The sequence below is a fragment of the Pseudomonas sp. Tn43 genome, from assembly GCF_014192635.1.
Classification (GTDB): domain Bacteria; phylum Pseudomonadota; class Gammaproteobacteria; order Pseudomonadales; family Pseudomonadaceae; genus Aquipseudomonas.
The window spans coordinates 47,273-73,447 of the sequence record NZ_JACHYG010000005.1 but is presented as its reverse complement, the minus strand read 5'-3'; the positions used below and the strand labels follow the sequence as shown (position 1 = coordinate 73,447).

At 58.4% G+C, this 26,175-nt stretch carries 28 protein-coding genes, 2 tRNA genes and 1 pseudogene; 19 read left to right on the top strand and 12 right to left on the bottom strand.

Going from position 1 to position 26,175, the window contains the following annotated elements:
• Entirely contained in the window at positions 1-783 is a 783-nt protein-coding gene (locus tag FHW68_RS14890; protein ID WP_095634205.1) for a divergent polysaccharide deacetylase family protein, read from the top strand.
• A 129-nt stretch (positions 784-912) separates the two neighbouring features.
• On the opposite strand, the gene FHW68_RS14885 is transcribed toward FHW68_RS14890, so the two are convergent.
• The 7 genes from FHW68_RS14885 to FHW68_RS14855 form a co-directional block, all read right to left on the bottom strand.
• Positions 913-1,668 carry an ABC transporter substrate-binding protein gene (locus FHW68_RS14885; RefSeq protein WP_095634204.1) on the bottom strand — a complete coding sequence of 252 codons (756 nt, stop codon included), beginning with the start codon at positions 1,666-1,668 and terminating at the stop codon, positions 913-915.
• Between the two features lie 68 nt (positions 1,669-1,736).
• Positions 1,737-2,507, bottom strand: coding sequence for an imidazole glycerol phosphate synthase subunit HisF (gene hisF / locus FHW68_RS14880; RefSeq protein WP_007897430.1), 771 nt, complete (start codon positions 2,505-2,507; stop codon positions 1,737-1,739).
• A 92-nt stretch (positions 2,508-2,599) separates the two neighbouring features.
• The gene (gene hisA / locus FHW68_RS14875) at positions 2,600-3,349 is read right to left on the bottom strand and encodes a 1-(5-phosphoribosyl)-5-[(5-phosphoribosylamino)methylideneamino]imidazole-4-carboxamide isomerase (protein ID WP_095634203.1); all 750 of its coding nucleotides are present in this window, start codon (positions 3,347-3,349) and stop codon (positions 2,600-2,602) included.
• Between the two features lie 99 nt (positions 3,350-3,448).
• On the bottom strand, positions 3,449-3,706 hold the full coding sequence (locus FHW68_RS14870; RefSeq protein ID WP_095634202.1) for a DUF2164 domain-containing protein: 258 nt from the start codon (positions 3,704-3,706) through the stop codon (positions 3,449-3,451).
• A complete protein-coding gene (hisH, locus tag FHW68_RS14865; protein WP_018929214.1) occupies positions 3,707-4,345 on the bottom strand; it encodes an imidazole glycerol phosphate synthase subunit HisH in 639 nt (212 codons plus the stop codon). It abuts the gene before it with no gap.
• On the bottom strand, positions 4,345-4,938 hold the full coding sequence (gene hisB, locus FHW68_RS14860; protein WP_007939452.1) for an imidazoleglycerol-phosphate dehydratase HisB: 594 nt from the start codon (positions 4,936-4,938) through the stop codon (positions 4,345-4,347). The genes hisH and hisB overlap by 1 nt, the downstream gene beginning before the upstream one ends.
• Before the next feature lie 252 nt (positions 4,939-5,190).
• Positions 5,191-6,852: an OFA family MFS transporter gene (locus tag FHW68_RS14855; protein ID WP_183681051.1), complete on the bottom strand. Its 1,662-nt coding sequence runs from the start codon at positions 6,850-6,852 to the stop codon at positions 5,191-5,193.
• 257 nt (positions 6,853-7,109) lie between these two features.
• Here FHW68_RS14855 and FHW68_RS14850 point away from each other — a divergent pair, with 257 nt between their 5' ends.
• From FHW68_RS14850 to FHW68_RS14830, 5 genes are all read left to right on the top strand, one after another.
• Positions 7,110-7,514 (top strand): acetyl-CoA sensor PanZ family protein, encoded by a 405-nt coding sequence (locus tag FHW68_RS14850; RefSeq protein WP_095634200.1) that lies wholly within the window; start codon positions 7,110-7,112, stop codon positions 7,512-7,514.
• A gap of 77 nt (positions 7,515-7,591) precedes the next feature.
• Complete coding sequence (locus tag FHW68_RS14845) at positions 7,592-9,826, top strand: AsmA family protein (protein ID WP_095634199.1); 2,235 nt, start codon at positions 7,592-7,594, stop codon at positions 9,824-9,826.
• Positions 9,823-10,890 (top strand): A/G-specific adenine glycosylase, encoded by a 1,068-nt coding sequence (gene mutY, locus FHW68_RS14840; protein ID WP_095634198.1) that lies wholly within the window; start codon positions 9,823-9,825, stop codon positions 10,888-10,890. The genes FHW68_RS14845 and mutY overlap by 4 nt, the downstream gene beginning before the upstream one ends.
• A complete protein-coding gene (locus FHW68_RS14835) occupies positions 10,887-11,159 on the top strand; it encodes an oxidative damage protection protein (protein WP_007897448.1) in 273 nt (90 codons plus the stop codon). The genes mutY and FHW68_RS14835 overlap by 4 nt, the downstream gene beginning before the upstream one ends.
• 103 nt (positions 11,160-11,262) lie before the next feature.
• Positions 11,263-11,338 (top strand) — tRNA-Phe (locus tag FHW68_RS14830).
• An 85-nt stretch (positions 11,339-11,423) separates the two neighbouring features.
• On the opposite strand, the gene FHW68_RS14825 is transcribed toward FHW68_RS14830, so the two are convergent.
• Complete coding sequence (locus FHW68_RS14825; protein ID WP_095634197.1) at positions 11,424-11,873, bottom strand: hypothetical protein; 450 nt, start codon at positions 11,871-11,873, stop codon at positions 11,424-11,426.
• 262 nt (positions 11,874-12,135) lie between these two features.
• On the opposite strand from FHW68_RS14825, the gene FHW68_RS14820 reads away from it, so the two are divergent.
• From FHW68_RS14820 to FHW68_RS14810, 4 genes and pseudogenes are all read left to right on the top strand, one after another.
• Positions 12,136-13,194, top strand: coding sequence for a YhcG family protein (locus tag FHW68_RS14820; RefSeq protein WP_183681049.1), 1,059 nt, complete (start codon positions 12,136-12,138; stop codon positions 13,192-13,194).
• A 58-nt stretch (positions 13,195-13,252) separates the two neighbouring features.
• Positions 13,253-13,459: pseudogene (locus tag FHW68_RS27295) on the top strand (alpha/beta hydrolase); the annotation flags it as partial.
• Between the two features lie 37 nt (positions 13,460-13,496).
• The gene (locus FHW68_RS14815; RefSeq protein WP_183681047.1) at positions 13,497-13,913 is read left to right on the top strand and encodes a hypothetical protein; all 417 of its coding nucleotides are present in this window, start codon (positions 13,497-13,499) and stop codon (positions 13,911-13,913) included.
• Positions 13,914-13,919: 6 nt separating this feature from the next.
• Entirely contained in the window at positions 13,920-14,372 is a 453-nt protein-coding gene (locus FHW68_RS14810; protein WP_183681045.1) for a hypothetical protein, read from the top strand.
• Positions 14,373-14,606: 234 nt separating this feature from the next.
• On the opposite strand, the gene gabP is transcribed toward FHW68_RS14810, so the two are convergent.
• Positions 14,607-16,001 (bottom strand): GABA permease, encoded by a 1,395-nt coding sequence (gene gabP / locus FHW68_RS14805; RefSeq protein ID WP_183681043.1) that lies wholly within the window; start codon positions 15,999-16,001, stop codon positions 14,607-14,609.
• Between the two features lie 542 nt (positions 16,002-16,543).
• On the opposite strand from gabP, the gene FHW68_RS14800 reads away from it, so the two are divergent.
• From FHW68_RS14800 to FHW68_RS14770, 7 genes are all read left to right on the top strand, one after another.
• Positions 16,544-17,317 carry an ABC transporter ATP-binding protein gene (locus FHW68_RS14800; RefSeq protein WP_095634192.1) on the top strand — a complete coding sequence of 258 codons (774 nt, stop codon included), beginning with the start codon at positions 16,544-16,546 and terminating at the stop codon, positions 17,315-17,317.
• Between the two features lie 13 nt (positions 17,318-17,330).
• Entirely contained in the window at positions 17,331-18,077 is a 747-nt protein-coding gene (locus tag FHW68_RS14795; protein ID WP_095634191.1) for an ABC transporter substrate-binding protein, read from the top strand.
• Positions 18,078-18,155: 78 nt separating this feature from the next.
• Positions 18,156-18,848, top strand: a complete 693-nt coding sequence (locus FHW68_RS14790) for an ABC transporter permease (protein WP_095634190.1) — start codon at positions 18,156-18,158, stop codon at positions 18,846-18,848.
• The gene (locus FHW68_RS14785; RefSeq protein WP_095634189.1) at positions 18,848-19,537 is read left to right on the top strand and encodes an ABC transporter permease; all 690 of its coding nucleotides are present in this window, start codon (positions 18,848-18,850) and stop codon (positions 19,535-19,537) included. The genes FHW68_RS14790 and FHW68_RS14785 overlap by 1 nt, the downstream gene beginning before the upstream one ends.
• Positions 19,518-20,747 carry a methyltransferase gene (locus tag FHW68_RS14780; protein ID WP_183681041.1) on the top strand — a complete coding sequence of 410 codons (1,230 nt, stop codon included), beginning with the start codon at positions 19,518-19,520 and terminating at the stop codon, positions 20,745-20,747. Before FHW68_RS14785 ends, FHW68_RS14780 begins: the two co-directional genes overlap by 20 nt.
• 343 nt (positions 20,748-21,090) lie before the next feature.
• A complete protein-coding gene (locus tag FHW68_RS14775) occupies positions 21,091-21,915 on the top strand; it encodes an FkbM family methyltransferase (protein ID WP_183681039.1) in 825 nt (274 codons plus the stop codon).
• Positions 21,916-21,993: 78 nt separating this feature from the next.
• Positions 21,994-22,069: transfer RNA gene (locus FHW68_RS14770), tRNA-Thr, on the top strand.
• Between the two features lie 182 nt (positions 22,070-22,251).
• On the opposite strand, the gene FHW68_RS14765 is transcribed toward FHW68_RS14770, so the two are convergent.
• Positions 22,252-23,145, bottom strand: coding sequence for an NAD(P)/FAD-dependent oxidoreductase (locus FHW68_RS14765; RefSeq protein ID WP_095634186.1), 894 nt, complete (start codon positions 23,143-23,145; stop codon positions 22,252-22,254).
• Between the two features lie 108 nt (positions 23,146-23,253).
• Here FHW68_RS14765 and FHW68_RS14760 point away from each other — a divergent pair, with 108 nt between their 5' ends.
• Positions 23,254-23,901: a TetR/AcrR family transcriptional regulator gene (locus FHW68_RS14760; protein WP_183681037.1), complete on the top strand. Its 648-nt coding sequence runs from the start codon at positions 23,254-23,256 to the stop codon at positions 23,899-23,901.
• A 412-nt stretch (positions 23,902-24,313) separates the two neighbouring features.
• On the top strand, positions 24,314-24,637 hold the full coding sequence (locus FHW68_RS14755) for a hypothetical protein (RefSeq protein ID WP_063341871.1): 324 nt from the start codon (positions 24,314-24,316) through the stop codon (positions 24,635-24,637).
• Positions 24,638-24,703: 66 nt separating this feature from the next.
• Here FHW68_RS14755 and FHW68_RS14750 read toward each other — a convergent pair whose 3' ends face one another.
• Positions 24,704-25,414 carry an SDR family NAD(P)-dependent oxidoreductase gene (locus tag FHW68_RS14750; RefSeq protein WP_095634184.1) on the bottom strand — a complete coding sequence of 237 codons (711 nt, stop codon included), beginning with the start codon at positions 25,412-25,414 and terminating at the stop codon, positions 24,704-24,706.
• A 40-nt stretch (positions 25,415-25,454) separates the two neighbouring features.
• Positions 25,455-25,676, bottom strand: coding sequence for a 4-oxalocrotonate tautomerase family protein (locus FHW68_RS14745; protein WP_007897514.1), 222 nt, complete (start codon positions 25,674-25,676; stop codon positions 25,455-25,457).
• Positions 25,677-26,175 lie beyond the last annotated feature (499 nt).

The following is a 26,175-nucleotide window of genomic DNA, read 5'->3' as shown; positions in this document are numbered from 1 at the left end:
GTGCGTCTGCGGTTGCTCTTCGGCCTGCTGTGTTGTCTGGCGGGCGTCGTTTACGCGGCGCCTGCCACGACGGCGGCCACACCGGCGAAGGTTTATCTGAGCCTGATCATCGATGACCTGGGGCAAAACCTGCCTCAGGATCGCCGCGTGCTGGCGCTGCCCGGCCCGGTCACCGCGGCAATCATGCCCGACACCCCCCACGCCGCCGAGGTCGCCCGCCAAGCCCATCGTGCCGGCAAGATCGTCATGCTGCACATGCCCATGGCCCCGGCCACCGGGCCGTTCGCCTGGCATCCCGAGTTGCCCATCGAAGAACTCGAGAGACGCTTGAACGCGGCGTTCAAGGCTGTGCCATATACCGCGGGTATCAACAACCACATGGGCAGCCGCATGACCGCCCAGCAACCGGCCATGGCCTGGCTGATGGCCGACTTGCAGCGTCGACACAAGTTCTTCGTCGACAGCCGCACCAGTGCACAAACCGTGGCCGCCGCCGAGGCGCAGAAAATCGGTTTGGCGAGCGTTTCGCGGGATGTGTTCCTCGATGACGAACCCACTGAAGCCGCGATTTTCACTCAGCTACAAACGGCTATCAGCCTGGCGCGCAAGCAGGGTTCTGCGGTGATGATCGGGCATCCGTACCCGCAGACATTGGCGGTGCTTGAACGAGAATTGCCCAAGCTCAAGGCTCAGGGCATCGACTGGATCGATATTCAGCAAATGATCAGCGTGCGCGGCAATCGCGCGACGGCGGCACATGGCAAGGATGGGGTTTACCGCTAATTTGCTACACCACAACATCAAGCGAGCCTGCACGCGATGGCGGTGTATCAGGCAACATTGATGCCGACGGGTACGCCCTCATTGCGAGCGGGTGCGCTTCAACATTGGCACAAGGTTGGGCATGGAACGCTACAAATAACGCGACATGATCTCGTCCACCCAGCCTTCCTTGCGCAATTGATCCAGCGCGGCTTGCAGCTTGGCGACAGTTTCGTCCGGTACGTCTTTGTTCAGCGCCAGGTAGAGCTCGGTGCTGTTGAAGCGCAGCACGGTCTTGAGCCCGTTCACGCCTTCCTGGCGCGCCAGGTAGCGGCCTGCCGGGTCACCGGTGGCCCACAGATCGATCTGGCCGTTGACGAGTTTTTTCGCGTTGTCTTGATCCCGCAGCACAACAACCGGTTTCAATCCTTGCTTGGCCAGCGTCTCGGCAATTGCATCGCCCTTGTAGGCGCCGATCTTGTACTTGCGCGCCTGCTCCAGCGACTCGAGGGTGATCTTGCTATCGGCCTTGGCCAGCATGATCCAGTCATCCGGGCCAATAGGGCCGACCCATTTGAAGAGCTTCTCGCGGTCCGGTAACCGCGCCATCACGAACACGCCATAACCGGGTTTTTCCAGGGCGAGTTTGTAGATTCGCTCCCAAGGGAAACGCAGCGTCAGGCTGTAGGTGATGTTGGCGCGCTTGAACATCTCACGGACGATGTCCACGGCGATGCCATTGATGTTCTCGTCCTGAGCGAAGTTCTTGCCATTTTTCGCCATGTTGTACGGCGGGAAGTTTTCCGTCAGCAACACCAGGCCGGGACCGGGGTTTTCGTCGGCGCGAACGCCGTTGATGAACAACAGAGAAGCGCTGGCGAGGACAAGAAGAAGACGTTTAAACATGTCGGGCTACCGGAATCCATGGCGTGCCCAAGAGTGCCTTGAGCCCGCCATGCTGTCCACTGGCCTGTTTAACGCATCACAATGCCGCGATGAGCCATGTAGGCCTTGGCTTCCTGCACGGTGTATTCGCCGAAGTGGAAAATACTCGCCGCCAACACCGCGCTGGCATGGCCTTCGAGGATGCCGTCGGCCAAGTGCTGCAAATTGCCGACACCGCCGGATGCGATCACCGGAATCCCCAGCGCATCGCTGATGGCGCGGGTAACGCCCAGGTCGAAGCCGTTTTTCATACCGTCCTGGTCCATGCTGGTCAGCAGGATTTCGCCGGCACCCAGGCCTTCCATTTTCTTCGCCCACTCAACGGCGTCCAGGCCGGTTGGCTTGCGACCGCCATGGGTGAAAATTTCCCAGCGCGGGGTTTCGCCCGGACCGGATACTTTCTTCGCGTCGATGGCGACCACGATGCACTGCGAACCAAAATGCTGAGCCGCTTCGCCGACGAATTCCGGGTTGAACACTGCTGCGGTGTTGATCGAGACCTTGTCCGCACCGGCATTGAGCAAGTTGCGGATGTCTTGCACGGTGCGCACGCCGCCGCCGACGGTCAGCGGGATGAACACCTGGCTGGCCATGCGTTCGACGGTGTGCAGCGTGGTGTCGCGACCATCAACGCTGGCGGTGATGTCGAGAAAGGTAATCTCGTCGGCACCTTGCTCATCGTAACGACGGGCAATTTCCACCGGGTCGCCGGCGTCGCGAATATTCTCGAACTTGACGCCCTTGACCACCCGGCCGTTATCCACGTCCAGGCAAGGGATGATGCGTTTGGCCAGAGCCATGGGCTTAATCTCCGATTAAGAGTTGCAAGCTTCAAGCTACAAGTTGCAAGTAAAGCGGATCGCGGTCGCGCTTTTAACTTGCGGCTTGCAGCTTACAGCTTGGAGCTGGCCGCGTAGTTATCACAGAAAGCCTGAGCTTCTGCCACATCAAGCGTACCCTCATAAATCGCCCGGCCCGTGATGGCGCCGATGATGCCTGGCGCCTTGGCGTCGAGCAGCGACTTGATGTCACCCAGATTGTGGATACCGCCGGAAGCGATCACCGGGATCTTCGTCGCCGCGGCCAAAGCGGCGGTGTACGAAACGTTGCAGCCCTGCATCATGCCGTCTTTGGCGATGTCGGTATAAACGATTGCGGACACACCGTCGGCTTCGAATTGCCTGGCCAGGTCGATCACCTGAACGGTGCTGATTTCTGCCCAGCCGTCAGTGGCGACAAAACCGTCTTTGGCATCCAGACCGACGATCACTTTGCCCGGAAACGCGCGGCAGGCTTGCGCAACGAAAGCCGGATCTTTCACGGCTTTGGTGCCGATGATCACGTAGCTCACGCCCGCTTTGACGTAGTGTTCAATGGTTTCCAGCGAGCGGATACCGCCGCCGATCTGAATCGGCAGGTTCGGGTAGCGCTTGGCGATGGCGGTGACCACTTCGCCGTTGACCGGCTGGCCTTCGAAAGCACCGTTCAGGTCGACCAGATGCAGACGGCGGCAACCGCCTTCCACCCATTTGGCAGCCATGCTCACCGGGTCATCGGAGAACACCGTGGAATCTTCCATGCGGCCCTGGCGCAGACGAACACAGGCTCCGTCTTTAAGATCGATAGCGGGAATAATTAGCATGCTTTTCCTTCGTCAAAGAGCGGCAAGCTGCAAGCTACAAGCTGCAAGCGAGCGGTGTACCAATTCTTGCAGCTTGAAGCTTGCGGCTTGAAGCTGCCCCTATTCTTTCTCGAGCGCCCACAGGTCGCTTTCGATGCTTTCGAACCTCTCTTTGAGGTGCGTCTGCACATCGAAAATCGCCCTGTTGTAATAGTGCGGGGCAATTTCGCGGGTAAACAGCTCAAGGATTTCAGCCGCTTCGAACGAACCCAGGTCCAGCTCGAAGCGGTCTTCCATGAAGCGTTTGATCTTGTGATTGGCCTCGTTCTCCTGTTCGGGAGTGAGGCTCAGGATCGGCGGCTTCTTCTTGACGGCCATTTACCAGCGACCATCCCACGCAGCGAAGTTCTGCAGCAATTGCAGGCCATGGGTATGGCTCTTCTCCGGGTGGAACTGCACGGCGAAACGTGAGCCATCGGCCAGCGCTGCGGCGAAATCGACACCGTAGTGACCGCTACCCACCACCTGCCGCGCATTGCCGGCAGCGATGTAGTAGCTGTGCACGAAGTAGAAACGCGCCAGGTCCGGAATGTTGTGCCACAGCGGGTGAATCACCGTCTGTTTCACTTCGTTCCAGCCCATGTGCGGCACTTTCAAGTGTTCACCGTCTTCGTGCAAATCCTTGCCGAAGAACTTCACCTGGCCCGGAAACAGGCCGATGCAGTCCACGCCATCATTCTCTTCGCTGCTGTCGAGCAAGGCTTGCATGCCCACGCAGATGCCAAGGAACGGACGGTCCTGGCTGACTTCACGCACCAGCGAATCGAAGCCCAGGCGACGGATCTCCGCCATGCAATCGCGAATCGCGCCAACACCGGGAAATACCACCCGGTCGGCTTCGCGGATCACATCGGCATCGCTGGTGATCAGCACCTTGCCGGCACCGACGTGCTCGAGGGCCTTGGCCACCGAGTGCAGATTGCCCATGCCGTAATCGATAACCGCGACCGTCTGCATTACAGAACGCCTTTGGTCGACGGCATCTGACCGGCCATGCGGTCATCCAGCTCCACGGCCATGCGCAGGGCGCGGCCGAAAGCCTTGAACACGGTTTCGATCTGGTGGTGGGTGTTGTGCCCACGCAGATTGTCGATGTGCAGGGTGACGTTGGCGTGGTTGACGAAGCCCTGGAAAAACTCCTGGAACAGGTCAACGTCGAAGCCGCCGACGGTCGCGCGGGTATAAGGAACATGCATCTGCAGGCCAGGACGGCCGGAGAAGTCGATCACCACACGCGACAGCGCTTCATCGAGCGGCACATAGGCGTGGCCATAGCGACGGATGCCTTTCTTGTCGCCGATGGCTTTGGTGAAGGCTTGACCCAGAGTGATACCGACGTCTTCCACCGTGTGGTGGTCGTCGATATGCAGGTCGCCCTTGCTGACAATATCCAGGTCGATCAGCCCGTGACGGGCGATCTGGTCCAGCATGTGCTCAAGAAAAGGTACACCGATATCGAATCGGGCCTTTCCGGTGCCATCCAGGTTGATCGAGGCTTTGATCTGGGTTTCCAGAGTGTCGCGCTCGACAGACGCCATACGTTCGGCCATCACCAGCTCCGCAAAAATCATTGGGGCGAAAAAGGCAGCCATTATAGGGTCGCGGGCGCTAAACAGAAACACGAGAGGTGATATCACTGACGGAGTGAATCCCCTGCTGTCGGGGATATACTTGTAAAGACATGTAGGAGCGAGGCTTGCCCGCGAAGGCGATATACCAGACAGACCGCATTATCGTTCTTCGCGAGCAAGCTTCGCTCCTACAGGGATTGCAGCGCGCCCGAGATCTCGGGCGCGAGGTTATTAATGGAACAACACCGCCGTCTTCTGCAGCGTCACCCAAACACCCCACGCCAACGGAATCCCCACCACCAGCCATGCCGCCACCGCCAATGGCTTGGTGCCCGCATCCGCTTTCCACTCCAGCACGGTGCTGGCGTCAGCACCTTTGTCATGGCCCAGCGCCTGTTCGGCCGCCAGTTCAGCGTCGGTCATGAAGTACTTGTCGGCCACCGGGCGCACCAGCAGATTGCAGATGAAACCCAGCACCAGCAGGCCCGCAAGGATGTACAGGGTGATGTCGTAAGCCGCAGCGCGCTCAACGCCCAGGCTCAGCTGATATTCACGCAGGTAGTTCACCAACACCGGCCCCAACACACCGGCCGCCGCCCACGCTGTCAGCAAACGACCGTGGATCGCACCGACCATTTGCGTTCCGAACAGGTCCGCCAGGTACGCTGGCACCGTCGCAAAACCGCCGCCGTACATCGACAGGATGATGCAGAACGCCGCCACGAACAGCGCGACGTTGCCCAGATGACCGAGGTTCGGGATCAGCGCGTACAGCGCGAAACCGAGGGCGAAGAACACGAAATAAGTATTTTTACGACCCAGGTAATCCGAGAACGAAGCCCAGAAGAACCGGCCACCAATGTTGAACAGGCTCAGCAAACCGGTGAAACCGGCCGCAATCGCTGCGATCGAGGCCAGTTGCCCGGCGTCCAGCTGACCAAACGTCTGGTCGGTGCCCAGCAATTTACCGGCGAAGACTTCCTGCAACAGCGGCGAAGCCATGCCGAGGATGCCGATACCCGCCGAAACGTTCAGGCACAGCACCAGCCACACCAGACGAAATTGCGGGGTTTTCCACGCCACATTCACATGGACATGACGGTGGGTGATCATCGAGTTCGAAGCTTTTTTCGCCGGCGCAGTCCAGCCTTCAGGCTTCCACCCGGTTGGCGGAACGCGGTAAGACAGCGCGCCACCGATCATGAACACGAAATAAATCGCGGCCATTAGCAGGAAGCTCTGCCATACGCCCACGCTGGTTGGCGAAGCGAAGTGCCCCATCAACGCCGCAGCCAGGGGAGCGCCAACCATCGCGCCACCACCGAAGCCCATGATCGCCATGCCGGTCGCCATGCCACGCTTGTCCGGGAACCACTTGATCAGGGTCGAGACCGGCGAGATGTAACCCAGGCCCAGGCCGATACCGCCAATGACCCCGGAGCCGATCCACATCAGCCAGATCTGGTGGGTATAGACCCCCAGCGCCGAAATCAGCAGACCGCCACACCAGCACAATGCCGACACCACACCGGCCTTGCGTGGCCCTGCGTGTTCCAGCCAGCCGCCCCAGATCGCAGCCGAGCAGCCGAGAAAGATGAAGAACAGGGTGTAGATCCAGCCGAGCATCGAAATCGGCCAGTCGCATTGAGACGAAAAGACCTGTGCGATGAAGCTCATGTCCGGCGCGCAAGTCACAGCCTTGGTGACGCCCAGGGCTTTGGACAGCGGCAGCCAGAACACCGAAAAACCATAGGCCATGCCAATGCACAGGTGGATGGCCAGTGCGGCGGGTGGTACCAGCCAACGGTTGAATCCGGGCCTGGCGATGATGCGCTCCTTGGACAGGAACGCGGGCTGGTCGGCAAAGCCGTCCGCCGTGATGCTCGTAGTCATGGTGTTTCCCCCAATTATTAGTATTGTTCGCCAGCCGTTCTTCACCCCCGGCCTTAATGCACGCAGGCATGACTTTTTTTAGGTGAAGCTCCATTCTGGTGCGACATCGCGTCGCAGAAGGGGCAGACGAACGGGCAGAGGTTACCATTTGCAGGTGACAGAAAAACCAAAGTGATATCACCTTTTTCGATGTCGTCTGTTCTCGTACAACCGCAAAAAATAGGTTTCACGCGGATTAACTTTTCAAAGGAAGCGCCATGCCGATCGTTGTCGAGCTGCTGAACGAAGCCACTTATCAGGATCAGCAAGATCTGCAGAAAATCTATCGCGATGCTCCGCACTGGCTGTTTGCACCTTTCACAGGGGATAGGCAGTTGATCGAAGACTGCCTGCGCGACGGTTCGCTGATCGCCGGACGCTTCAACGATCGGCTGCTGGGTGCGGCACGCTTGCAACGGCACCAGGATGTCTGGCATCTGTCCCATTTATGCGTACGAAAAATCACCCGTCGTCGGGGGGTTGCAGAACGCCTGGTGAGCGAGGCGCAAAAAATGGCCTCGACATCGGGCGCAACATTGCGGCTGTTGGCGCCTGCCGGGCACCTCGAAGCTCAAGCGCTGGCGGCTAAGCTGAAGGTAGCGCTGGATGAGCTGCCGAGATGATCGCTGACCGGTCGGCCACTTCGCAGCGCTATACTCCCCGGCTAAATTTCGAATTCGACTAATACAAGGACTCGCCCATGAAAGCGTTCGGCAAAATCCTGGGTCTGGTACTTCTCGGGCTGTTGCTGATCATTGTGGCGCTGGGCTTTGCCCTGACCCACCTCTTCGATCCCAACGACTATAAAGACGAGATTCGCCAGATTGCCCGCGACAAGGCCCACATCGAGCTGACGCTCAATGGCGATATCGGCTGGAGCCTGTTTCCCTGGCTGGGCCTGGAATTGCACGAAGCCAGCGTTGCGACCCTGGCCAAGCCTGCGGAACCGTTCGCCGACTTGCAGATGCTCGGCCTGTCGGTCCGGGTGATTCCGTTGCTGCGCCGCGAAGTGCAGATGAGCGATGTGCGCGTCGAAGGTCTGAACCTGCGCCTCAACCGCGACAAGGATGGCCACGGCAATTGGGAAGACATCGGCAAGGCCCCGGCCTCTGCCTCCCCGAACACTTCGGCCACGCCACCCGCCGCGGCCGGCGAACCTGCGCCAGCGACTACCGCTCAGGCAGAAAAACCGGCCCAGCCGATCCGCCTGGACATCGACAGCCTGACCGTCAACAACGCCCGCGTTGAATACCGAGACGAAAGAACCGGCAAGCAGTTCAGCGCCGAAAGCATCCAGCTGAGCACTGGCCCGGTTCATGACTCGACCAACATCCCGGTCAAGCTCACCGCGTTTCTGGGTACCAACCAACCGGTTCTGCGGGTACGGACCGAGCTGGCCGGCGAGTTGCGTTTCGAGCGTGCGCTGCAGCGCTACAAATTCGAAGACATGAAACTGTCCGGCGAAGTCGCTGGCGATCCATTGCAAGGCAAGACCATGACCTTCGCCGCTCAAGGTCAATTGCTGCTGGACAGGGCCGCTAACGTCGCCGAATGGACCGGCATCAAAATCTCCGCCAACCAGCTGCGCGCCTTGGGTGAATTGAAGGCCAACGACCTGGACAAGACTCCGCAAATCAGCGGCGGCTTGTCGATTGCTCAATTCGATCTGGCGAAATTTATCGACAGCATCGGCCAGAAACTCCCGCCGATGGCCGAAGGCAGCCTGAGCAAAGTCGAGCTGGTAAGCCAGGTTGCCGCCACGCCAACCCGTTTGTCCCTGGACAGCCTCAACCTGAAACTCGACGACAGCACTTTCAGCGGCCGCATCGCTGTCGAGGACTTCGCCAAGCAATCGCTACGAGTGAGCCTCAAGGCTGACACCTTCAACGTCGATCGTTACTTGCCGCCAAAATCCGCCGAAGCCAACAGCGCAAAACAAGTGCGTCAGGCCGAAGTGGCCAACACCGAGAGCGAGGCCATGGCTGGGGCCGGCAGTTCACCGCTGCCACCCTCACCGACCAAAGGCCCGTGGAGCACCGAGCGTCTGCTGCCGGTAGAGCGTCTGAGCAAACTCGACGTGGACGCCGACCTGACCTTCGGCCAGCTGACCCTCGACAAACTGCCGATTCAGAATGCTGCCCTCAAGGCCACAGGCCTTGGCGGCCTGCTGACGCTGGAGAATCTTCGCGGCGACCTGTACGACGGCAACTTCGAAGCCAAAGGGACTCTGGACGTGCGCCAGCAAGTGCCGGCGCTGAACATGCAGACGCGTATCAGCAAAGTGCCTGTAGAAAAAATCCTCGAAAGCCAGGGCAAAAATCCACCGGTCCAAGGCCTGGTTACGCTCGATAGCGCACTGACCAGCAGCGGCAACAGCCAGAGCGTGCTGATCGATAACCTCAACGGCAACGCCAGTTTCGTCATCAACAACGGCGTATTGCTCAATGCCAATCTTGAACAGCAGCTGTGCAAAGGCATCGCCACCCTGAATCGCAAAACCCTCACCGGCGAGCCACGGGGCAAGGACACACCGTTCGAAGAACTCAAGGGCAACCTGACCTTCCACAACGGCGTGGCAAGCAACCCCGACCTGAAAGTGCGCATCCCGGGCATGACCGTCAACGCGAATGGCGACATCGACCTGCGGGTGCTAGGCATGGATTACCGCGTCGGCGTGATCGTCGAAGGCGACAAGAGCGACATGCCGGACCCGGCCTGTCAGGTCAGCGAGCGCTTCGTCGGCATCGAGTGGCCACTGCGCTGCCGTGGTCCGCTGGAACTGGGTGCCAAGGCTTGCCGTCTCGACAACGAACGCATGAAGCAAGTCGCAAGCAAACTGGCTGGCGAGCGGATCAGTGAAAAAATCGACGAGAAGCTTGGCGATAAAGTCAGCCCGGAACTGAAAAACGCGCTCAAGGGACTGTTCAAGCAATGAGAGCCGAGCAGTTTTCAATGGCGGTGCTGAATTGGTACGACCGCCATGGCCGCCATGACTTGCCATGGCAGCAGGGCATCACCCCTTACCGTGTGTGGGTCTCGGAAATCATGTTGCAGCAGACCCAGGTCAGCACTGTGCTGAACTACTTCGACCGTTTCATGGCTTCGTTGCCAACGGTCGAAGCCCTGGCCGCCGCGCCGGAAGACGAAGTGCTGCACCTGTGGACCGGTCTCGGTTACTACACCCGTGCGCGCAACCTGCAAAAGACCGCGAAGATTGTCGTTGCCGAATATGGCGGCGAGTTTCCCCGTGATGTGGAGAAGCTCACCGGGCTGCCGGGTATCGGCCTGTCCACCGCCGGCGCGATTGCCAGCCTGAGCATGGGCCTGCGGGCGCCGATCCTCGATGGCAACGTCAAACGGGTGCTGGCGCGCTTTACCGCACAAGAGGGTTATCCGGGCGAGCCCAAGGTTGCCAGACAGCTGTGGGCCAATGCTGAGCGCTTTACGCCACATGATCGGGTCAATGCCTACACCCAGGCGATGATGGATCTGGGCGCTACGCTCTGTACCCGCAGCAAGCCGAGTTGTCTGCTCTGCCCGCTGGAAAAGGGCTGCGAGGCGCACATGCTTGGCCTGGAAACCCGCTACCCGATCCCCAAGCCGCGTAAAGCCGTGCCGCAGAAGCGCACGCTGATGCCGATGCTCGCCAATGGCGAAGGGGGGATTCTGCTTTACCGTCGCCCTTCCACGGGCCTATGGGGTGGTCTCTGGAGCCTGCCGGAACTCGACGATCTCAACGACTTGCAACATCTGGCTTCGCAGCATTCGCTTGAACTGGGCCACCAACAGGCACTGCCGAGCCTGGTGCACACCTTCAGCCACTTTCAGTTATCCATCGAACCCTGGCTGGTTCAGGTCCAGGAGACCGGCCATCACGTGGCCGAGGCCGACTGGCTCTGGTATAACCTCGCCACCCCGCCGCGCCTGGGCCTTGCCGCCCCGGTCAAAACCTTGCTCGAACGCGCGGCCGCCGTATTGAACGCAGGAGAGTCGTCATGACCCGCACCATCATGTGTCGCAAGTACAAAGAAGAATTGCCAGCCCTGGAGCGCGCTCCATTTCCGGGCGCAAAAGGTCAGGACATTTTTGACCACGTCTCGGCCAAGGCTTGGGCCGACTGGCAGAAACACCAGACCCTGCTCATCAACGAAAAACGCCTGAACATGATGAACGCCGAAGACCGCAAATATCTGCAGGGCGAGATGGACAAGTTCTTTTCCGGCGAGGAATACGCCAAGGCCGAAGGCTACGTTCCGCCGGCGGAATAATCCCGCTTTCTCGGGGGTCGGATCGTAAGCGACGGTAATAATTAAATTTTTTTTGAAAACTTGCTTGACGCCCCCCTGAAAAACCCGTTTAATGCGCCCCGTTGCCCAGATAGCTCAGTCGGTAGAGCAGGGGATTGAAAATCCCCGTGTCGGCGGTTCGATTCCGTCTCTGGGCACCAAATACCGAAAACCCTGAATCGCAAGATTCAGGGTTTTTTTATGCCTGCAATTTGACTCAGGCATCGCGCAAGTCGTTCTCTTCGGCTAGTTTTCACTGCCCCAATGGAAGACCAGATTGCGCGCAGCACCACTTCCTACCTCTGCCGTATCACGCCGCTCTTCACCATGGCGTGTCGCGATGACGGTGTACTTGCCAGGTGGCAGCTGGACGTAAACAAGCGGTCCGGCCTCGCTCAGGGTCAACACGGGCTGCCCTGGGTCTTTCTGAATGACAAGATTCACATCCGGAACATATTTGTTCTCCACGCCGGTAGCGAAGGTCATGTGCAGGTTATAGCCCTGCGTTTGTTGAATGGCTCGAGCCTCATCCTCTCCAATCCCCCCGGACAGGTAAGTAATCCCGTTTTGCTGTTGCTGCTGGACTTGCACGCCTGTGCTGTCGATCGGTTCAAGACTGGCGGCGCTAGGCACGACTGGAAACATCATTACGCCGACGGCGGCAATGGACAGCATGAATGAATGGACGTTCTTCATGATGACGACTCCCGGGTTACGCAGAACCCAATCGTTACTCTTTTTAGATTTGTTACCGAATGTTCAAGTTTTAGATCGATTCAAACTTGGGTTTACTACGAATCGGACTACGCCTTTTGTTCCTTCAACACCCCCTTCGGTCGGCACGGTCCTGCAAACGGATCCGCTATTTCCTTCCGATTTACCAGCCGCGCCCGGCATCGCGGACCATCACGCTTTTGCCATCCTCTTCCGCTCGTTTCCTACAGCCGCGGAAAATCTCATGAGCTCCCTCAAACCTGGTAACACTCAAGATCCACAGATCACTTCACTGCTCGGCAATCTTGGCGAGCTGATCCGCGAAGCGCGTCAGAAGGTGCTGCGAGCGGTCGATACCGTTCAGGTGCAAACCTGTTGGCAGATCGGACGGCATATTGTGGAGTTCGAGCAGGAAGGCGCTCGACGGGCGGTGTATGGCAAGCAGTTGCTATCGACGCTGGCGAAAGCACTGACGGAGCAGTTCGGGAAAGGTTTTGACGCTTCCAATCTTCGCTACATGCGCCTGTTCTACCAAGCATTCCCAATTCGTGACGCACTGCGTCACGAATTGAGCTGGACCCACTACCGCAGACTGCTACGAGTCGACAACGACAATGCTCGCCACTGGTACATGAACGAATCCGCTCTGCAGAACTGGTCAAGTCGCGCCCTCGAGCGCCAGATCAATACCCTCTATTACGAACGCCTGCTGGCGAGCCGCGACCGGGCTGGCGTCAAACAGGAAGCCGACACCAACATCCAGCAAATGAACGCCAGCCCTCGGGAATTCATCCGTGACCCCGTGCTACTGGAGTTTCTCGGTATACCTAACGCGGGCCTGATCCAGGAAAGCGAACTTGAACAAGCCTTGATCGATCAACTCCAGGGCTTCCTGCTCGAACTGGGCAAAGGCTTCGCCTTCATCGCTCGCCAGCAACGCATCAGTACCGAGAGCAAAGATTTCTACATCGACCTGGTGTTCTACAACTACCTGCTCAAGTGCTTCGTCATCTTCGACCTCAAACGCGGCGTACTCACCCACCAGGATGTCGGCCAGATGGACATGTACGTACGCATGTATGACGACCTCAAGCGCGGACCGGAAGATAGCCCCACCGTCGGCCTCATTCTCTGCGCGCAAAAAGATGAATCGGTGGTGCGCTATTCAGTGCTGCAAGGCAACGAACAACTGTTCGCCAGCACCTACAGACTGGTGCTGCCGAGTGAGGAAGAACTTCGTACGGAACTGGATCGGGAATGGGCGGTGCTTGAGGAGCGGCTACTCAAGCAGAGGCTCAGATAAGCCTGGGTGGATTATTCATAAACGGCGTGAGGACTGTCGTGAGTGGCTAGCCGCAAAGGCCATCGAACGCCTGCTCGGCTACTTCACTGGGAGTACCAACACTCACCTGCGAATCGACCCCGAAGATATCGGCGAAGAAGAAGTCGGACATTTCGCCTTTTTTCGCAGCGCATACCAAGCCACACTATGGCCTATTGCATTGTCCTGGCTGCGAACCAGCGAGCTGGCCCCCGACACACCTGGGCGGCGAGTGCCACGCAGTTGATGGATGCGCCCTCTCAACGAATTACGGAACGACGCCCATGGCCTCCGCCAACAAGCAGAACAAACGCGCTTCCCGCGCCAAAGCCAAGGCCAAGCAGAACCGCACCCAGCGGGCCGCCGCGCCGGTGGAGCTGGACCCGAACGACGATCGCATCGACTTCGAATCGGTGGACCTGACTGACCTGTTCAAAGAAATGATCGACGCGCAAAAGATCAGCCAGCAAGCCATGTGCAGGGTCTTCCTTGAACACCCGCTGCTCGCTTTGGTGCTGGAGCAGGAAGGCGAAGAAACAGCCACAGACTTTATCGTCGCCGCGCTGATCGAGTATCGCCAATGGTCCACCGAAGTGGACGAAGCCGGCGCACTGGCGTGGATCGAATCCCCAGCCTTCCAGGCTGACTACGTGGCGGCGTCCGACGCCATCGCAGCCCAAAACCAACAGAAATCGAACTGAGTACCCATGGCATCCCTGAACAAACAACAGAAACGCGCCAAACGCGCCAAGATCAAAGCCAAACAAATCAACATCCACGGCAGAAAACCCGCCGCACTGGACGATGACCTGGGCGAACCCGGTGAGCCGATTCCGGAATACACCCTGGCCATGTTCAGCAAAATGCGTGACGCCGAGGCTACCAGCCGCAACGACATGCTCCTGACCCTGCTGTCAGACCTCGCCGAAATCATCAGCGATCATCCAGAACTGCTGGACCTGGAAAACGCCGACAACGAGGCCATGGCCGCCACACACCTGGCCGCCGACATGCTGATCGACTACCGCATGTGGGCCGACGGCATGGACCGCGACGCGGCCCAGGCCTGGCTGACCGACCCACAATTCATCACTGACTTTGGCGATGCGCTGGACAGTTATCGCCAGTCCCTGGATGCCCAGGAAGAAAAGGCCGAGTAAACACCCATCAAGCCGTAACACGACCTGTAGCAGCTGGCGAAGCCTGCGTTCGGCTGCGCAGCAGTCGTGAAGTCAGACGACGCGGTTGATCAGGATGACCTCGCGAGCAGGTTTATACGACTGCCGAACGCAAGCTTCGCCAGCTACTACAAGTTTTGCGCTGTTGCTTGATTAGAAACAAAAACGGCCGCTTGTCATCACTGACAGCGGCCGTTTTGCCTTACAGGGTACGAATCAGTTCAGTACCACCGCCCCCAGCTTCTGCACCTTGCGACGGCGAGCCACTAACAACCCGGCAGCCACTACCAACAGGCTCAGCAAACCGGTCGCGAGAATCTCCGCGCGATGGGCCTCCTGGAACAGCATGATGGTCAGGGCCGCGACAATGAATACGATCACTGCATAGGTCAGGCCCGGGAACAGCCACATGCTGAAGACGATTTTTTCACCGCGCGCCATACGCTGTTTGCGCATACGCAGTTGCGAAATCGCGATCACCAGATACACCAGCAACGCGATGGCGCCCGAGCTGGCCAGCAAGAATTCGAATACAGCGGCCGGGGCCACGTAGTTGGCAAACACTGCAAGAAACGCAGCTGCGGTCGATAGCATCACGGCCCAGTAAGGTGTGCCGCTGCTGTTGGTGCGCTGGGAAACGGCCGGCGCATCGCCGCGCTTGCCCAACGAGAACATCATGCGCGAAGCAGTGTAGAGCGCCGAGTTCAGGCAACTGGTTACCGCAACCAGAACCACGATATCGACGATCAGCTTGGCATTCGGGATACCCATGCGCTCCAGCACGGTCTGGTAGGAACCCACGCTGGCCAGAACCGGGTCATTCCATGGCACCAGAGCCACGACGATGAAGATCGATACGAGATAGAACAAGCCGATCCGCCAGATCACCGAGTTGGTGGCCTTGGAGATTTGCTTGCCTGGGTTCTTCGACTCCGCAGCCGCGATGGTCACAATCTCGGTGCCCATGAAGGAAAACATGGTGGTCAGGATGGCACCCAGCACCGCGCCCATGCCGTTTGGCAGGAAGCCTTGCGTGTCAAACAAATGCGACACGCCGCTGACCTGGCTGGTCGGCAGGAAGCCGAAGATTGCCAGAATGCCAAGACCGATAAAGCCGATGATCGCTACGACTTTGACCAGGGCAAACCAGAACTCGAACTCACCGTAGTTCTTCACGCTGAACAGGTTGGTCACGGTCAGCAGCAAGGTGATCACCAAGGTGAAGGCCCAGATCGCCACATCCGGGAACCAGGCATGCAGAATGGTCGCGGCAGCGATAGCCTCCAGCGGGATGACCAAAACCCAGAACCACCAGTAGAGCCAGCCGATGGTGAAACCGGCCCAGTGACCGATCGCGCGATCGGCGTACGTGGAGAAGGAACCTGTGTCTGGCGATGCAACGGCCATCTCGCCGAGCATTCGCATGACCAGAACCACGAGGGCACCGGCGGCCGCGTAAGCCAACAGCACGGCCGGGCCGGCAGCGGCAATGGCGTGGCCGGAGCCCACAAACAGGCCGGCGCCGATAACCCCGGCAATCGACAGCATGGTCACATGACGCGGTTTTAGCCCTTGTTCAAGGCCATTGGAGGAGCTTTGGCTACTACTCATTAAGACTACCTTTGCAAGGAAAGCGATGACGTCGCCCGCCTGACTCGTAAAAAGAATCCAACAGGGCGTTTCTTATTCTGCACGCAATATTTGCGCCAAAATGTTTCGCACGCCCGTTACACGGGGCCTGCACGCTGGTCGGGCAGTTATCGCAAGTCATTGAGATCAATAGCATTTCGCCACAGCGTTACTCTGCCACCCACTTCAGTAACGAATCTGCGCACTAGAAACACATCAAGAAATACAGGCACGCACAATAAAAGTGCAGATCAGGAACGTTTGTCCGGTTGGCGCTTCCAACACCCCGTCAAAGCTGGCAACATCGCGCCTTTTTTTACGCGACAGCCACGTCCGAGCGCGTTCAAACGGCTGTTCGGTTGTTGATAGGGCGACAGTCTGCTGTGCCGATGCGACAACCTGCCACATGCCACCCGTTTACCGTCCGTAGCGCTGTTGGCTGCCATTCGAACGCTATGCTAGCTTGGCCGCCTCGCCAGGAAGGCCGCCAATAGCAGGAGCGCAAAACACTATGAGGAACGCACATGGCTGAGGCCACGCCCGCGCTTGAAATCCGCAACTTGCACAAACGCTACGGACAGCTTGAGGTGCTCAAAGGCATCTCGCTGACCGCCCGCGACGGCGATGTGATCTCGATCCTGGGTTCCTCCGGTTCCGGCAAGTCCACATTCCTGCGTTGCATTAACCTGCTGGAAAACCCGCACCAGGGCCAGATCCTGGTCGCCGGCGAAGAACTCAAGCTCAAAGCCGCCAAGAACGGCGAACTGGTCGCTGCCGATGGCAAACAGATCAATCGCCTGCGCAGCGAGATTGGTTTTGTATTTCAGAACTTTAATCTCTGGCCGCACATGAGCGTGCTCGACAACATCATCGAAGCCCCGCGCCGCGTGCTCGGCCAAAGTAAGGCCGAAGCCATTGAAGTCGCCGAAGCCTTGCTGGCCAAGGTCGGTATCGCTGACAAGCGCCACGCCTACCCGTCGCAACTCTCCGGCGGCCAGCAGCAACGCGCGGCCATCGCCCGCACCTTGGCGATGCAGCCCAAAGTCATTCTGTTCGACGAACCCACCTCCGCCCTTGACCCGGAAATGGTCCAGGAAGTACTTAATGTCATCCGCGCATTGGCCGAAGAAGGCCGCACCATGCTGCTTGTGACCCATGAAATGGGCTTTGCCCGTCAGGTGTCCAGCGAAGTGGTGTTCCTTCACCAAGGCCTGGTCGAAGAACAAGGATCGCCGCAGCAGGTGTTTGAAAACCCGCTTTCGGCACGCTGCAAACAATTCATGTCCAGCAACCGCTAACGGAGCTACCCGCATGCAGAACTACAAAAAAATCTTCCTGGCCGCTGCTGTCACCCTGGCCTTCAGCGCCGGTGCCGCCGCCGAGACCTTGAAGATGGGCATCGAAGCGGCCTACCCGCCGTTCAATAACAAAGATGCCAGTGGCAATGTCGTCGGCTTCGACAAAGAAATCGGTGACGCCCTGTGCGCCAAGATGAAAGTCGAGTGCACCGTGGTCACGTCCGATTGGGACGGCATCATCCCGGCCCTGAACGCCAAGAAGTTCGACTTCCTGATCTCCTCGATGTCGATCACTGACGAACGCAAGCAAGCGGTGGACTTCACCGCCCCGTACTACTCCAACAAGCTGCAGTTCATCGCACCGAAAAACGTCGACTTCAAAACCGACAAGGAGTCGTTGCAGGGCAAAGTGATCGGCGCCCAACGCGCGACCCTGGCCGGCACCTGGCTGGAAGACAACATGGAAGGTGTCGAAATCAAACTCTACGACACCCAGGAAAACGCCTACCTGGACCTGACTTCGGGACGTCTGGACGCCATCCTCGCCGACAAGTACGTCAACTACGAATGGCTCAAAAGCGACGCCGGCCGGGCTTACGAATTCAAGGGCGACCCGGTTGAAGAAAGCGACAAGATCGGTATCGCTGTGCGCAAGAACGACCCGATTCGCGAAAAGCTGGACAATGCGCTGAAAGAAATCGTCGCTGATGGCACCTACAAAAAGATCAACGACAAGTACTTCCCGTTCAGCATCTATTGATGCTGACCTGCCTGGCCGGCGCCGTCCTGTGACGGTGTCGGTCCTTCGCCTTGCCTGCCGCGATTTGAATAGAAATCCATGATTATCGACCTCTACGGATTCGGCCCGGCGCTCGCCGCTGGCGCGCTGATGACTGTGAAACTGGCACTCTCGGCCTTGTGCCTGGGGCTGGTGCTCGGTCTGCTCGGCGCCTTGGCCAAGACCTCCCCCTACAAGCCGCTGCAATGGCTTGGCGGTACTTATTCCACGCTGGTTCGCGGTATCCCGGAGTTACTCTGGGTGCTGTTGATCTACTTCGGCACAGTCAACCTGATGCGTGCCTTGGGTGAGTTTTTCGGCAACCCCGACCTCGAACTCAACGCCTTCGCCGCTGGCGTCATTGCGCTGGGACTATGCTTCGGCGCCTACGCCACGGAAGTGTTTCGCGGTGCGATCCTGGCAATTCCAAAGGGTCACCGTGAAGCCGGCGTTGCCCTGGGCTTGTCGAAATTTCGCATCTTTACCCGACTGATCATGCCGCAAATGTGGCGCATCGCCCTGCCGGGCCTGGGCAACCTGTTCATGATCCTGATGAAAGACACCGCGTTGGTCTCTGTCATCGGCCTGGAAGAAATCATGCGTCACACACAAATCGGCGTGACCATCTCCAAGCAACCGTTCACCTTCTACATGGTGGCCGCCTTCATGTATCTGGGCCTGACCATTCTGGCCATGACCGGCATGCACTTTATGGAACGACGCGCCGCTCGCGGCTTCGCGAGGAACACTTAATGAACTGGGAAGTCATCATCAAGTGGCTGCCAAAACTGGCTCAGGGCGCGACGCTGACCCTGGAGCTGGTGGCTATCGCCGTGATCGCCGGGTTGCTGCTGGCGATTCCACTGGGCATCGCTCGCTCGTCACGACACTGGTACGTGCGGGCGTTCCCCTACGGCTATATCTTCTTTTTCCGGGGTACACCGTTGCTGGTTCAGCTGTTCCTGGTCTACTACGGCCTGGCGCAGTTCGACGCGGTGCGTAACAGTTCGATGTGGCCTTACCTGCGCAGTCCGTTCTGGTGCGCCACCGCGACCATGACCCTGCACACCGCGGCCTACATCGCCGAGATCCTGCGCGGCGCAATCCAGGCCATTCCACCGGGCGAGATTGAAGCGGCGCGGGCATTGGGCATGTCCCGGGCCAAAGCGCTGTTCTACATCATGTTGCCACGGGCGGCGCGCATCGGCCTGCCGGCCTACAGCAACGAAGTGATTCTGATGCTCAAGGCCAGTGCCCTGGCCAGTACCGTGACCTTGCTGGAATTGACCGGCATGGCCCGCACCATCATTGCCCGTACCTACCTGCCAGTGGAGATCTTCTTCGCCGCGGGCATGTTCTATCTGCTGATGGCTTACGTGCTGGTTCGTGGCTTCAAGCTGCTGGAGCGCTGGTTGCGCGTCGATGCCTGCCAAGGGCGTTGATGCCTGCGTGCTGACGGGCGAGGCCCTGCTCGCCCGTTTCACCGCGCTGGATGCTTTTCTGATCAAGCATCAGGCACTGTGGAAACCTCGACCGTTTACCCATCTGCAAATGCCTTGGGAAGCGTCCTGCCCGGAGTTGGCGTTTTGGCTACGCGGTCGGTCGCTGGAGGATGCGGAAAACACTCATAACCAACCTTGTTTGCTTGATGCGCCGGAGCCGTTTGCTTCATTGGCGGCGAAGTCTGCTGAACTGAGCGCGGTGGATGAATTACCGGCTCGTGAACTTGAAGCGGCAGGTCATCGCTTGAATGTGGATGTCCCGGGACGTAAATGGCAGCAGATTCAAGCGTTCGCCAGTCGCCTGCAGTTTGTTCATGCACCGACGCATTGGCTGGATTGGTGTTCGGGCAAGGGGCATTTGGGGCGGCGCCTGCTGCAAACGGGGCAACAACTGACGTGCCTGGAATTCGACCCGGCGCTGGTTGCCAGCGGCCAGGCACTCAGCCAGCGTCATCAATTGCATGCGCTGCACATCGAGCAAGATGTGCTCGCCCCTGACGCAGCCTCTTTGTTGAACGCCGAAAACACGACCGTAGCGCTGCACGCGTGCGGTGATCTGCATGTGCGACTGATCCAGCTCGCCAGTGCCGCCGGTTGCAAACAACTGGCCATCGCACCGTGCTGCTACAACCGGATCAATCTGGACACCTATCAGGCGCTTTCCTGTGCGGCTGAACGTTCCGAGCTGCGTCTGTCCCTTGATGATCTTGCCCTGCCGATGAGCGAAACCGTCACCGCCGGCGCTCGCGTCCGACGCCAGCGCGACACCTCCATGGCCCGGCGCCTGGCGTTCGACTTGCTGCAACGGCAACTGCGCGGCGTCGACGAATACCTGCCAACCCCTTCCCTGCCCAGCGCCTGGCTGGACAAACCTTTCGCCGATTACTGCCGCGACCTGGCAGCACTCAAAGACTTATCCACAGTCGGCGCACCAGACTGGACGACACTCGAAGCCGCCGGTTGGCGGCGATTGGCGCAAGTGCGCAATCTGGAACTGCTGCGAGGCCTTTTCCGACGGCCTCTGGAGCTGTGGCTGGTCCTCGATCGGGCACTTTTCCTCATCGAACAGGGTTACACCGTTCGCCTCGGCACCTTTTGTGAAACCCAACTCACACCGCGTAATTTCCTGCTCCTGGCAGAACGCCCTTAAACAACCCCAGCCTGTGGATAACTCTGTTGATGGAATTATCATGGATCCAATATCCACGCTGTTTTACGCCCCAAACACCACTGGTCATTTTTTGTTCATACCAATAAAAAACCGGTAAAACAGGCATTTGCAAACAAATGAGAACGAGTTCACAAAATCGTAAGGAACAGGCCATCGCCTCCAGGGCAATGTGCATAAACATTTAATCAAAACGACATAACCGCCGAACATCGGGACATCCATGGCGAAAAATTGCGCCTCGCAACGTCCCTTGCTATACACGCCTACAAGGACGCCGCCAATGCGGCCATGAACAAGAAAAATCTGACGACAGGATGCGACCGTGACGTTCATTTCTTACGCACAGAATTTCGAAGACATCCGCCTGTGGCGCGCCCTCAAATACGTCGAAAATGGCTTTTATATCGATATCGGGGCCAACGACCCCACCCAGGATTCCGTCACCAAAGCTTTCTATGACCGCGGCTGGACCGGCATCAACGTCGAACCCATGCCAAATTATTACCACGCCCTGTGCGAGCAACGCCCCAACGACATCAACCTGCAATGCGTGGCCGGCGAAAGTGCCGACGACCTGACCTTCTACGGCATCGCCGGCACCGGCCTGTCGACGCTCGACCCCGCCCTGGCCCAGCAACATAAAGACGCTGGCATGGACGTGCGCAGCCAAACCGTCAAATCCCGCACTTTGGCCTCCATCTGCGAACAACACGCCGGAAACCGCCCGATTCACTTCCTGAAAATCGACGTCGAAGGCCACGAAGAAACCGTCCTGCGCGGCATGGACTTCACCCGATGGCGACCGTGGATCATCCTCATCGAAACCCCATGGGAACGCGACCAGACCTGGGAAACCCTCGTCACCGGCGCCGGCTACCAGTCCATCCTGTTCGACGGCATCAACACTTACTACCTCGCCGAAGAACATCTGGCCCTCAAACCCGCCTTCGACATCCCGCCCTGCAACCTGGACGAATTTCAGTTCTGCCGCGGCCACAACTTCAGCCATCCCATCACCGACGCTGAAAACCACCTCGCCGCCGCCCTGCAACGCGCCGAACACGCCGAAGCGCAGTTGCGGGCGATGCAAAACAGTCGAGCCTGGCGCGCTCTGCAAAAACTCAAGAAAGTGCTGATTCGCGCCTGACCAAACGCCTGCGTAAAAATAGTCTGAATTCAGGGGTTTACAGAACCAATCCAATCGCTATAATCGTCGCCCTAACACGCCGGTATAGCTCAGTTGGTAGAGCAACTGACTTGTAATCAGTAGGTCCCGGGTTCGACTCCTGGTGCCGGCACCATACAAAACAAAGCCCTCGCAGAAATGCGAGGGCTTTGTTGTTTCCGGGTTTTGGAAACTCCCTGGAAGCTGCCTCATTGCCGCGATAAGACCAACAAAGCCTTATCTCCATCGACAGACCAAACGTTCATGGATCAGCAGGAACTAGAAGCCTGCGACAACCGAAGAAGGGAATCTGTGCTCTCAAACCAGCATCGACTGCTGGGCGAAGATACCCGCCATCGCGCCTTGCCATGATGCCGTGGTGACCGAGGGCATGAGGGGATTGGCGAGGTCGCCGGCGGCGTAGACGCCGGGCACGCTGGTTTCGCGACGCTCGTCAACCTTGAGGGCGATGCCCTGGGGCGTATCGACCGTGGCGAGGCCCAGCGATTCATGCAGACGTGCGGACGGCTTGTTGCGCGGATGCGCGAACAGGATGTCGACCGCGACAGCGGGGCCGGCGTCGAGCCTGACGGTGGTGTTATGGCTCTCGTCATGGTCGATTTCGGTGATCCGGCCATCGACGACAGGGATGCCGCGGCGCGCCAGATCGGCCCGGATGTCGGGTGGAATGTCGTGACCATTGGCGAAGACCGTCAAAGTGTCGGTCCAGTCGTGGTACAGCTTGACGTAGTTGTGCGACGGCGGGCCGGACCAGATGAGGCCCCAATGCCGACCGGCAACTTCAAAGCCGTCGCAATAGGGGCAGGGCACGATGGAGGTGCCCCAGCCTTCGGCGAAGCCGGGAACTTCAGGCATCTGGTCGGCGACGCCATAGCTCAGGATCAAGCGGCGCGCCCTGAGGCTTTCGCCATCGCCAGTAAGGACGGAGAAATCGTCGATGGCGCCGGAGATGCTCTCGGCCCGGGCAGTGACCAGCCTGACCATTGGATAGCGCGCCAGCTGCTGCCGCGCCTCGGCCAGGATCTCAAGCGGTGGTTTGTGGTCGTGGCCGAGCAGGCCATGCGAATGGTCGGCGAAGCGATTGCGCGGCAGGCCGGTATCGAGAACGGTGACCTTTCGGCGGGCACGGCCGAGCTGCAGGGCGGCGGCAAGCCCGGCGAAGCTGCCGCCGATGATGATGACGTCATTCATGGTGATGGGCTCCATGCATGGATGAAGGGAGATTGGCTTGTACTTTTAAGATACTTTGAAGTACCCTAATTCAAGAATTAGAATACTGTCAAGTACTGGAATTTTTTTATGACCGAAAATAGCCAGGGCCGGCGTGGCCGGCCCGCCAACGAGGCGCTTGGCCAAACGATAGTCGACGCCGCGTGCGAACTTTTTGTGGAATTGGGTTTTCAAGCGACGACAATGGACAAGGTCGCCCAGCGGGCGAAGATATCCAAGCTAAGCATCTATCGGCACTTCGAGAACAAGGAGGCGCTGTTCGGCGCGGCCATCGCGGCCCACTGCCATCAGTTTGCACCACAAGCCCTTATTGAAGGCGTCGACGGTTCGGCGGCAGATCAGCTCATGGCGGTGGGAACATTCCTGCTTCGCACGTTGTTGAGCCCGGACGTGCGCAGTGTCGAAGCCATGATCATGGTCGACAAGACGAATCAAAAGTCGTTAAGCAAGCTCCATTACGAAGCCGGCCCCGCCTATGTCATCGCCCAGATCGAGGCCCTGTTGCGTCAGTTGCACGCGAAGGCGGTGCTGAACGTGCCCGATCCTCTGGGGTCCGCCCGCTTGTTTGCCGCGCTTTTCAAAGGGTCCGATCTCCTGATGATCGCCCGCTTCGATGAGGCGAAAGCAGAGGACGACAATGAAGTCGAATCCTATTGCCGGTCGGCCGTCGCCATGTTCATCGCCGCGCACGGTGGCAACGACCACGCGGGCGAATAAGAATTTAATTGCTCCGGGCAGCTTGGCCGGGCGCCTCGTCATATTGGACTGGCGCGCGCCAATATGGCGACATTATCGAAATACTGCTTTGGTGGAGCACCTTCAGCATTTCACGAACTAGCAACTCCGTGACTGGGTCGAGCGCTCTGTCTCTGAAGGCACGAGTAACGAATTCGTCTGCTGCTGATCGGCGCGAAGAAGCCGCGCAACTTCTCTGGAGGCATCTGGAAGAAGTGGGCTGACTCAAGACCGTTTCATCCGCACAAGGTGCGCGCTGACAGCATAGCCTGAACAGCCAGCAGATCTCCCTCTGCTACGCTTCACAAGCCACTGCTTTCCTCAGTTGTGATTTCCGGTAAGTACGTGGCACCAAACGACCGAAAAGAAACACCAACGAGTAAGGAACACTCACATGACTCTTCACAAAATAACCCTGGCAGGTGCGCTGTTGTTCACTCTGGCGGGCTGCAACTCCATCGCCAGCAGTACCAACACGCTAACCGATGAGCAGATCAAATCTCAGAGCGCCGGCGCGTTGGGCTATTCACCTTCTGACTTGAGTATTGTCAGCCGTCGTACTGAAGGCACGAATACTTATGTCGCGCTGAAAACCAATGATAACCAGCAGTTCAATTGCATCATTAACGGCGGCAACCTGCTGACACTGGGTATGACCAATCCGCCGTCATGCGCGAAAAAGGGTGAACCGATCAAGGTAGCGCCGTTCGGAGGCTAATGACTCAAGGATGAGAGCGCTGGTCGTCGTCCTTGCTGTGAACAGCGCCCTACTCCTGAACCGCTCTTAGTGCCCCGCACTCTGCCCACCGTCAACATGCAGGATCTCGCCGGTGACAAAGTTGGCACTGTCCAGATACATCACAGCCTGAGTAATATCGCTGATCTCTCCCATGTGCCCGACCGGGTGCAAACTTCCCAGTGCTTCGTGGGTTTCTTCACCATGCATCGGCGTCTTGATGATGCCCGGGGAAACCGCATTCACCCGAATGCCACGCTTGGCGTACTCAATGGCCAGGGATTTGGTCGCCGCGTTCAAGCCACCTTTGCTCAACGAGGCCAATACCGACGGCACACCGTCAATCGCGTGGTCCACCAGGCTGGTGGTGATGTTGACGATGTGGCCGCTGCCCTGTTTTTCCATCTCGGTAATCGCGAGTTGGGTGATGTAGAAGAAACCATTCAGGTTCACCGACAGCACAGCGGCATAGTCCTCGGGGGTGTAGGCAGTGAATGGTTTGGCGATGAAGATCCCGGCGTTATTGACCAAGGTGTCGATACGGCCGAAACGTTCGATCGTTTCATGGATGACTCGCTGGGCGGTCGCCGGGTCGCCGATGTCACCGGCAACGGTAAGGATGTCCGGGTCGGTGGATGGCTGGATCGAACGCGAAGTGGCGACCACCCGGTAATCGAGATCACGGAAGGCTTTGACCATGCCTGCGCCCAGACCTTGAGAAGCGCCAGTAATAACGATGACTTTTTTCGAATTGCTCATGATGAACCCTCTACTGAATGATGGTTTTTGACCCACGCGGTCATGACTGCCCTTGCGCCTCGGCCAATTGCTTGCGGTATTGGGTAGTGGTGATTCCGGCATAGCCCCAGTTATCGGTGTCGACTTCTTCGATCACGATGTGGGTCAGATCCGGGCGTTTGTTGAGGACGCGTTCCAGGGTTTCAGTGATTTCGGCGATCACCTGAGCTTTCTGCTCTGAGGTAACGCCATCGCGTGTAATGCGAACGCTGACAAAAGGCATGATGAATTCTCCAGTGACCTTCTCATCGGAATGATGGGGAGGCGTTGGAGAGGACTGTATGAGGTTGGGTCAGGGGGATAAAGGTGGGGACGGGAACATCATTAGTGACGTGGTGTAATGAGTTTATTTTGCTGATGCCGTGAACAAAATCGCATCCACAGACAGCCAGGAAAGACGCGACATACGGTCAAACACACCCGTTGACAGCCGTCTCATGCGGACAGAAAATTTAATCGAGAGCGCGAAACCGACTGCCTTCAGGTGGCAATAGTCGACGTTAGGAACCCCGTTGATGACCTGGAAATCAGCGTTCGGGTAAACCTCTCCTCCCCTGCTTGAGGGAGCACAATATCAAGCACCTATTCACCGAAGCAGCCTGATCAGGCTGCTTTTTTTTGCCTTGGCAAAAGGTTTCCCGTCACTTGGGAAAACCCACGAGCGATTTTTCGCTCCTGATCATCCAGACGCCATCAAAAACCTTAATCCTGTGTAAGCCTTA

Coding starts and splice junctions, on each gene's coding strand:
- FHW68_RS14850 (WP_095634200.1), top strand. CDS start 7,110: ATGCCGATCGTTGTCGAGCTGCTGAACGAAGCCACTTATCAGGATCAG.
- FHW68_RS14810 (WP_183681045.1), top strand. CDS start 13,920: ATGGCATCCCTGAACAAACAACAGAAACGCGCCAAACGCGCCAAGATC.
- FHW68_RS14765 (WP_095634186.1), bottom strand. CDS start 23,145: ATGAATGACGTCATCATCATCGGCGGCAGCTTCGCCGGGCTTGCCGCC.
- FHW68_RS14870 (WP_095634202.1), bottom strand. CDS start 3,706: ATGGCCGTCAAGAAGAAGCCGCCGATCCTGAGCCTCACTCCCGAACAG.
- gabP (WP_183681043.1), bottom strand. CDS start 16,001: ATGAGTAGTAGCCAAAGCTCCTCCAATGGCCTTGAACAAGGGCTAAAA.
- FHW68_RS14885 (WP_095634204.1), bottom strand. CDS start 1,668: ATGTTTAAACGTCTTCTTCTTGTCCTCGCCAGCGCTTCTCTGTTGTTC.
- hisA (WP_095634203.1), bottom strand. CDS start 3,349: ATGCTAATTATTCCCGCTATCGATCTTAAAGACGGAGCCTGTGTTCGT.
- FHW68_RS14755 (WP_063341871.1), top strand. CDS start 24,314: ATGACTCTTCACAAAATAACCCTGGCAGGTGCGCTGTTGTTCACTCTG.
- hisH (WP_018929214.1), bottom strand. CDS start 4,345: ATGCAGACGGTCGCGGTTATCGATTACGGCATGGGCAATCTGCACTCG.
- FHW68_RS14790 (WP_095634190.1), top strand. CDS start 18,156: ATGATTATCGACCTCTACGGATTCGGCCCGGCGCTCGCCGCTGGCGCG.
- FHW68_RS14815 (WP_183681047.1), top strand. CDS start 13,497: ATGGCCTCCGCCAACAAGCAGAACAAACGCGCTTCCCGCGCCAAAGCC.
- FHW68_RS14785 (WP_095634189.1), top strand. CDS start 18,848: ATGAACTGGGAAGTCATCATCAAGTGGCTGCCAAAACTGGCTCAGGGC.
- hisB (WP_007939452.1), bottom strand. CDS start 4,938: ATGGCCGAACGTATGGCGTCTGTCGAGCGCGACACTCTGGAAACCCAG.
- FHW68_RS14800 (WP_095634192.1), top strand. CDS start 16,544: ATGGCTGAGGCCACGCCCGCGCTTGAAATCCGCAACTTGCACAAACGC.
- FHW68_RS14760 (WP_183681037.1), top strand. CDS start 23,254: ATGACCGAAAATAGCCAGGGCCGGCGTGGCCGGCCCGCCAACGAGGCG.
- FHW68_RS14750 (WP_095634184.1), bottom strand. CDS start 25,414: ATGAGCAATTCGAAAAAAGTCATCGTTATTACTGGCGCTTCTCAAGGT.
- FHW68_RS14780 (WP_183681041.1), top strand. CDS start 19,518: ATGCCTGCCAAGGGCGTTGATGCCTGCGTGCTGACGGGCGAGGCCCTG.
- mutY (WP_095634198.1), top strand. CDS start 9,823: ATGAGAGCCGAGCAGTTTTCAATGGCGGTGCTGAATTGGTACGACCGC.
- FHW68_RS14855 (WP_183681051.1), bottom strand. CDS start 6,852: ATGACTACGAGCATCACGGCGGACGGCTTTGCCGACCAGCCCGCGTTC.
- FHW68_RS14820 (WP_183681049.1), top strand. CDS start 12,136: ATGAGCTCCCTCAAACCTGGTAACACTCAAGATCCACAGATCACTTCA.
- FHW68_RS14745 (WP_007897514.1), bottom strand. CDS start 25,676: ATGCCTTTTGTCAGCGTTCGCATTACACGCGATGGCGTTACCTCAGAG.
- FHW68_RS14795 (WP_095634191.1), top strand. CDS start 17,331: ATGCAGAACTACAAAAAAATCTTCCTGGCCGCTGCTGTCACCCTGGCC.
- FHW68_RS14825 (WP_095634197.1), bottom strand. CDS start 11,873: ATGAAGAACGTCCATTCATTCATGCTGTCCATTGCCGCCGTCGGCGTA.
- FHW68_RS14845 (WP_095634199.1), top strand. CDS start 7,592: ATGAAAGCGTTCGGCAAAATCCTGGGTCTGGTACTTCTCGGGCTGTTG.
- hisF (WP_007897430.1), bottom strand. CDS start 2,507: ATGGCTCTGGCCAAACGCATCATCCCTTGCCTGGACGTGGATAACGGC.
- FHW68_RS14835 (WP_007897448.1), top strand. CDS start 10,887: ATGACCCGCACCATCATGTGTCGCAAGTACAAAGAAGAATTGCCAGCC.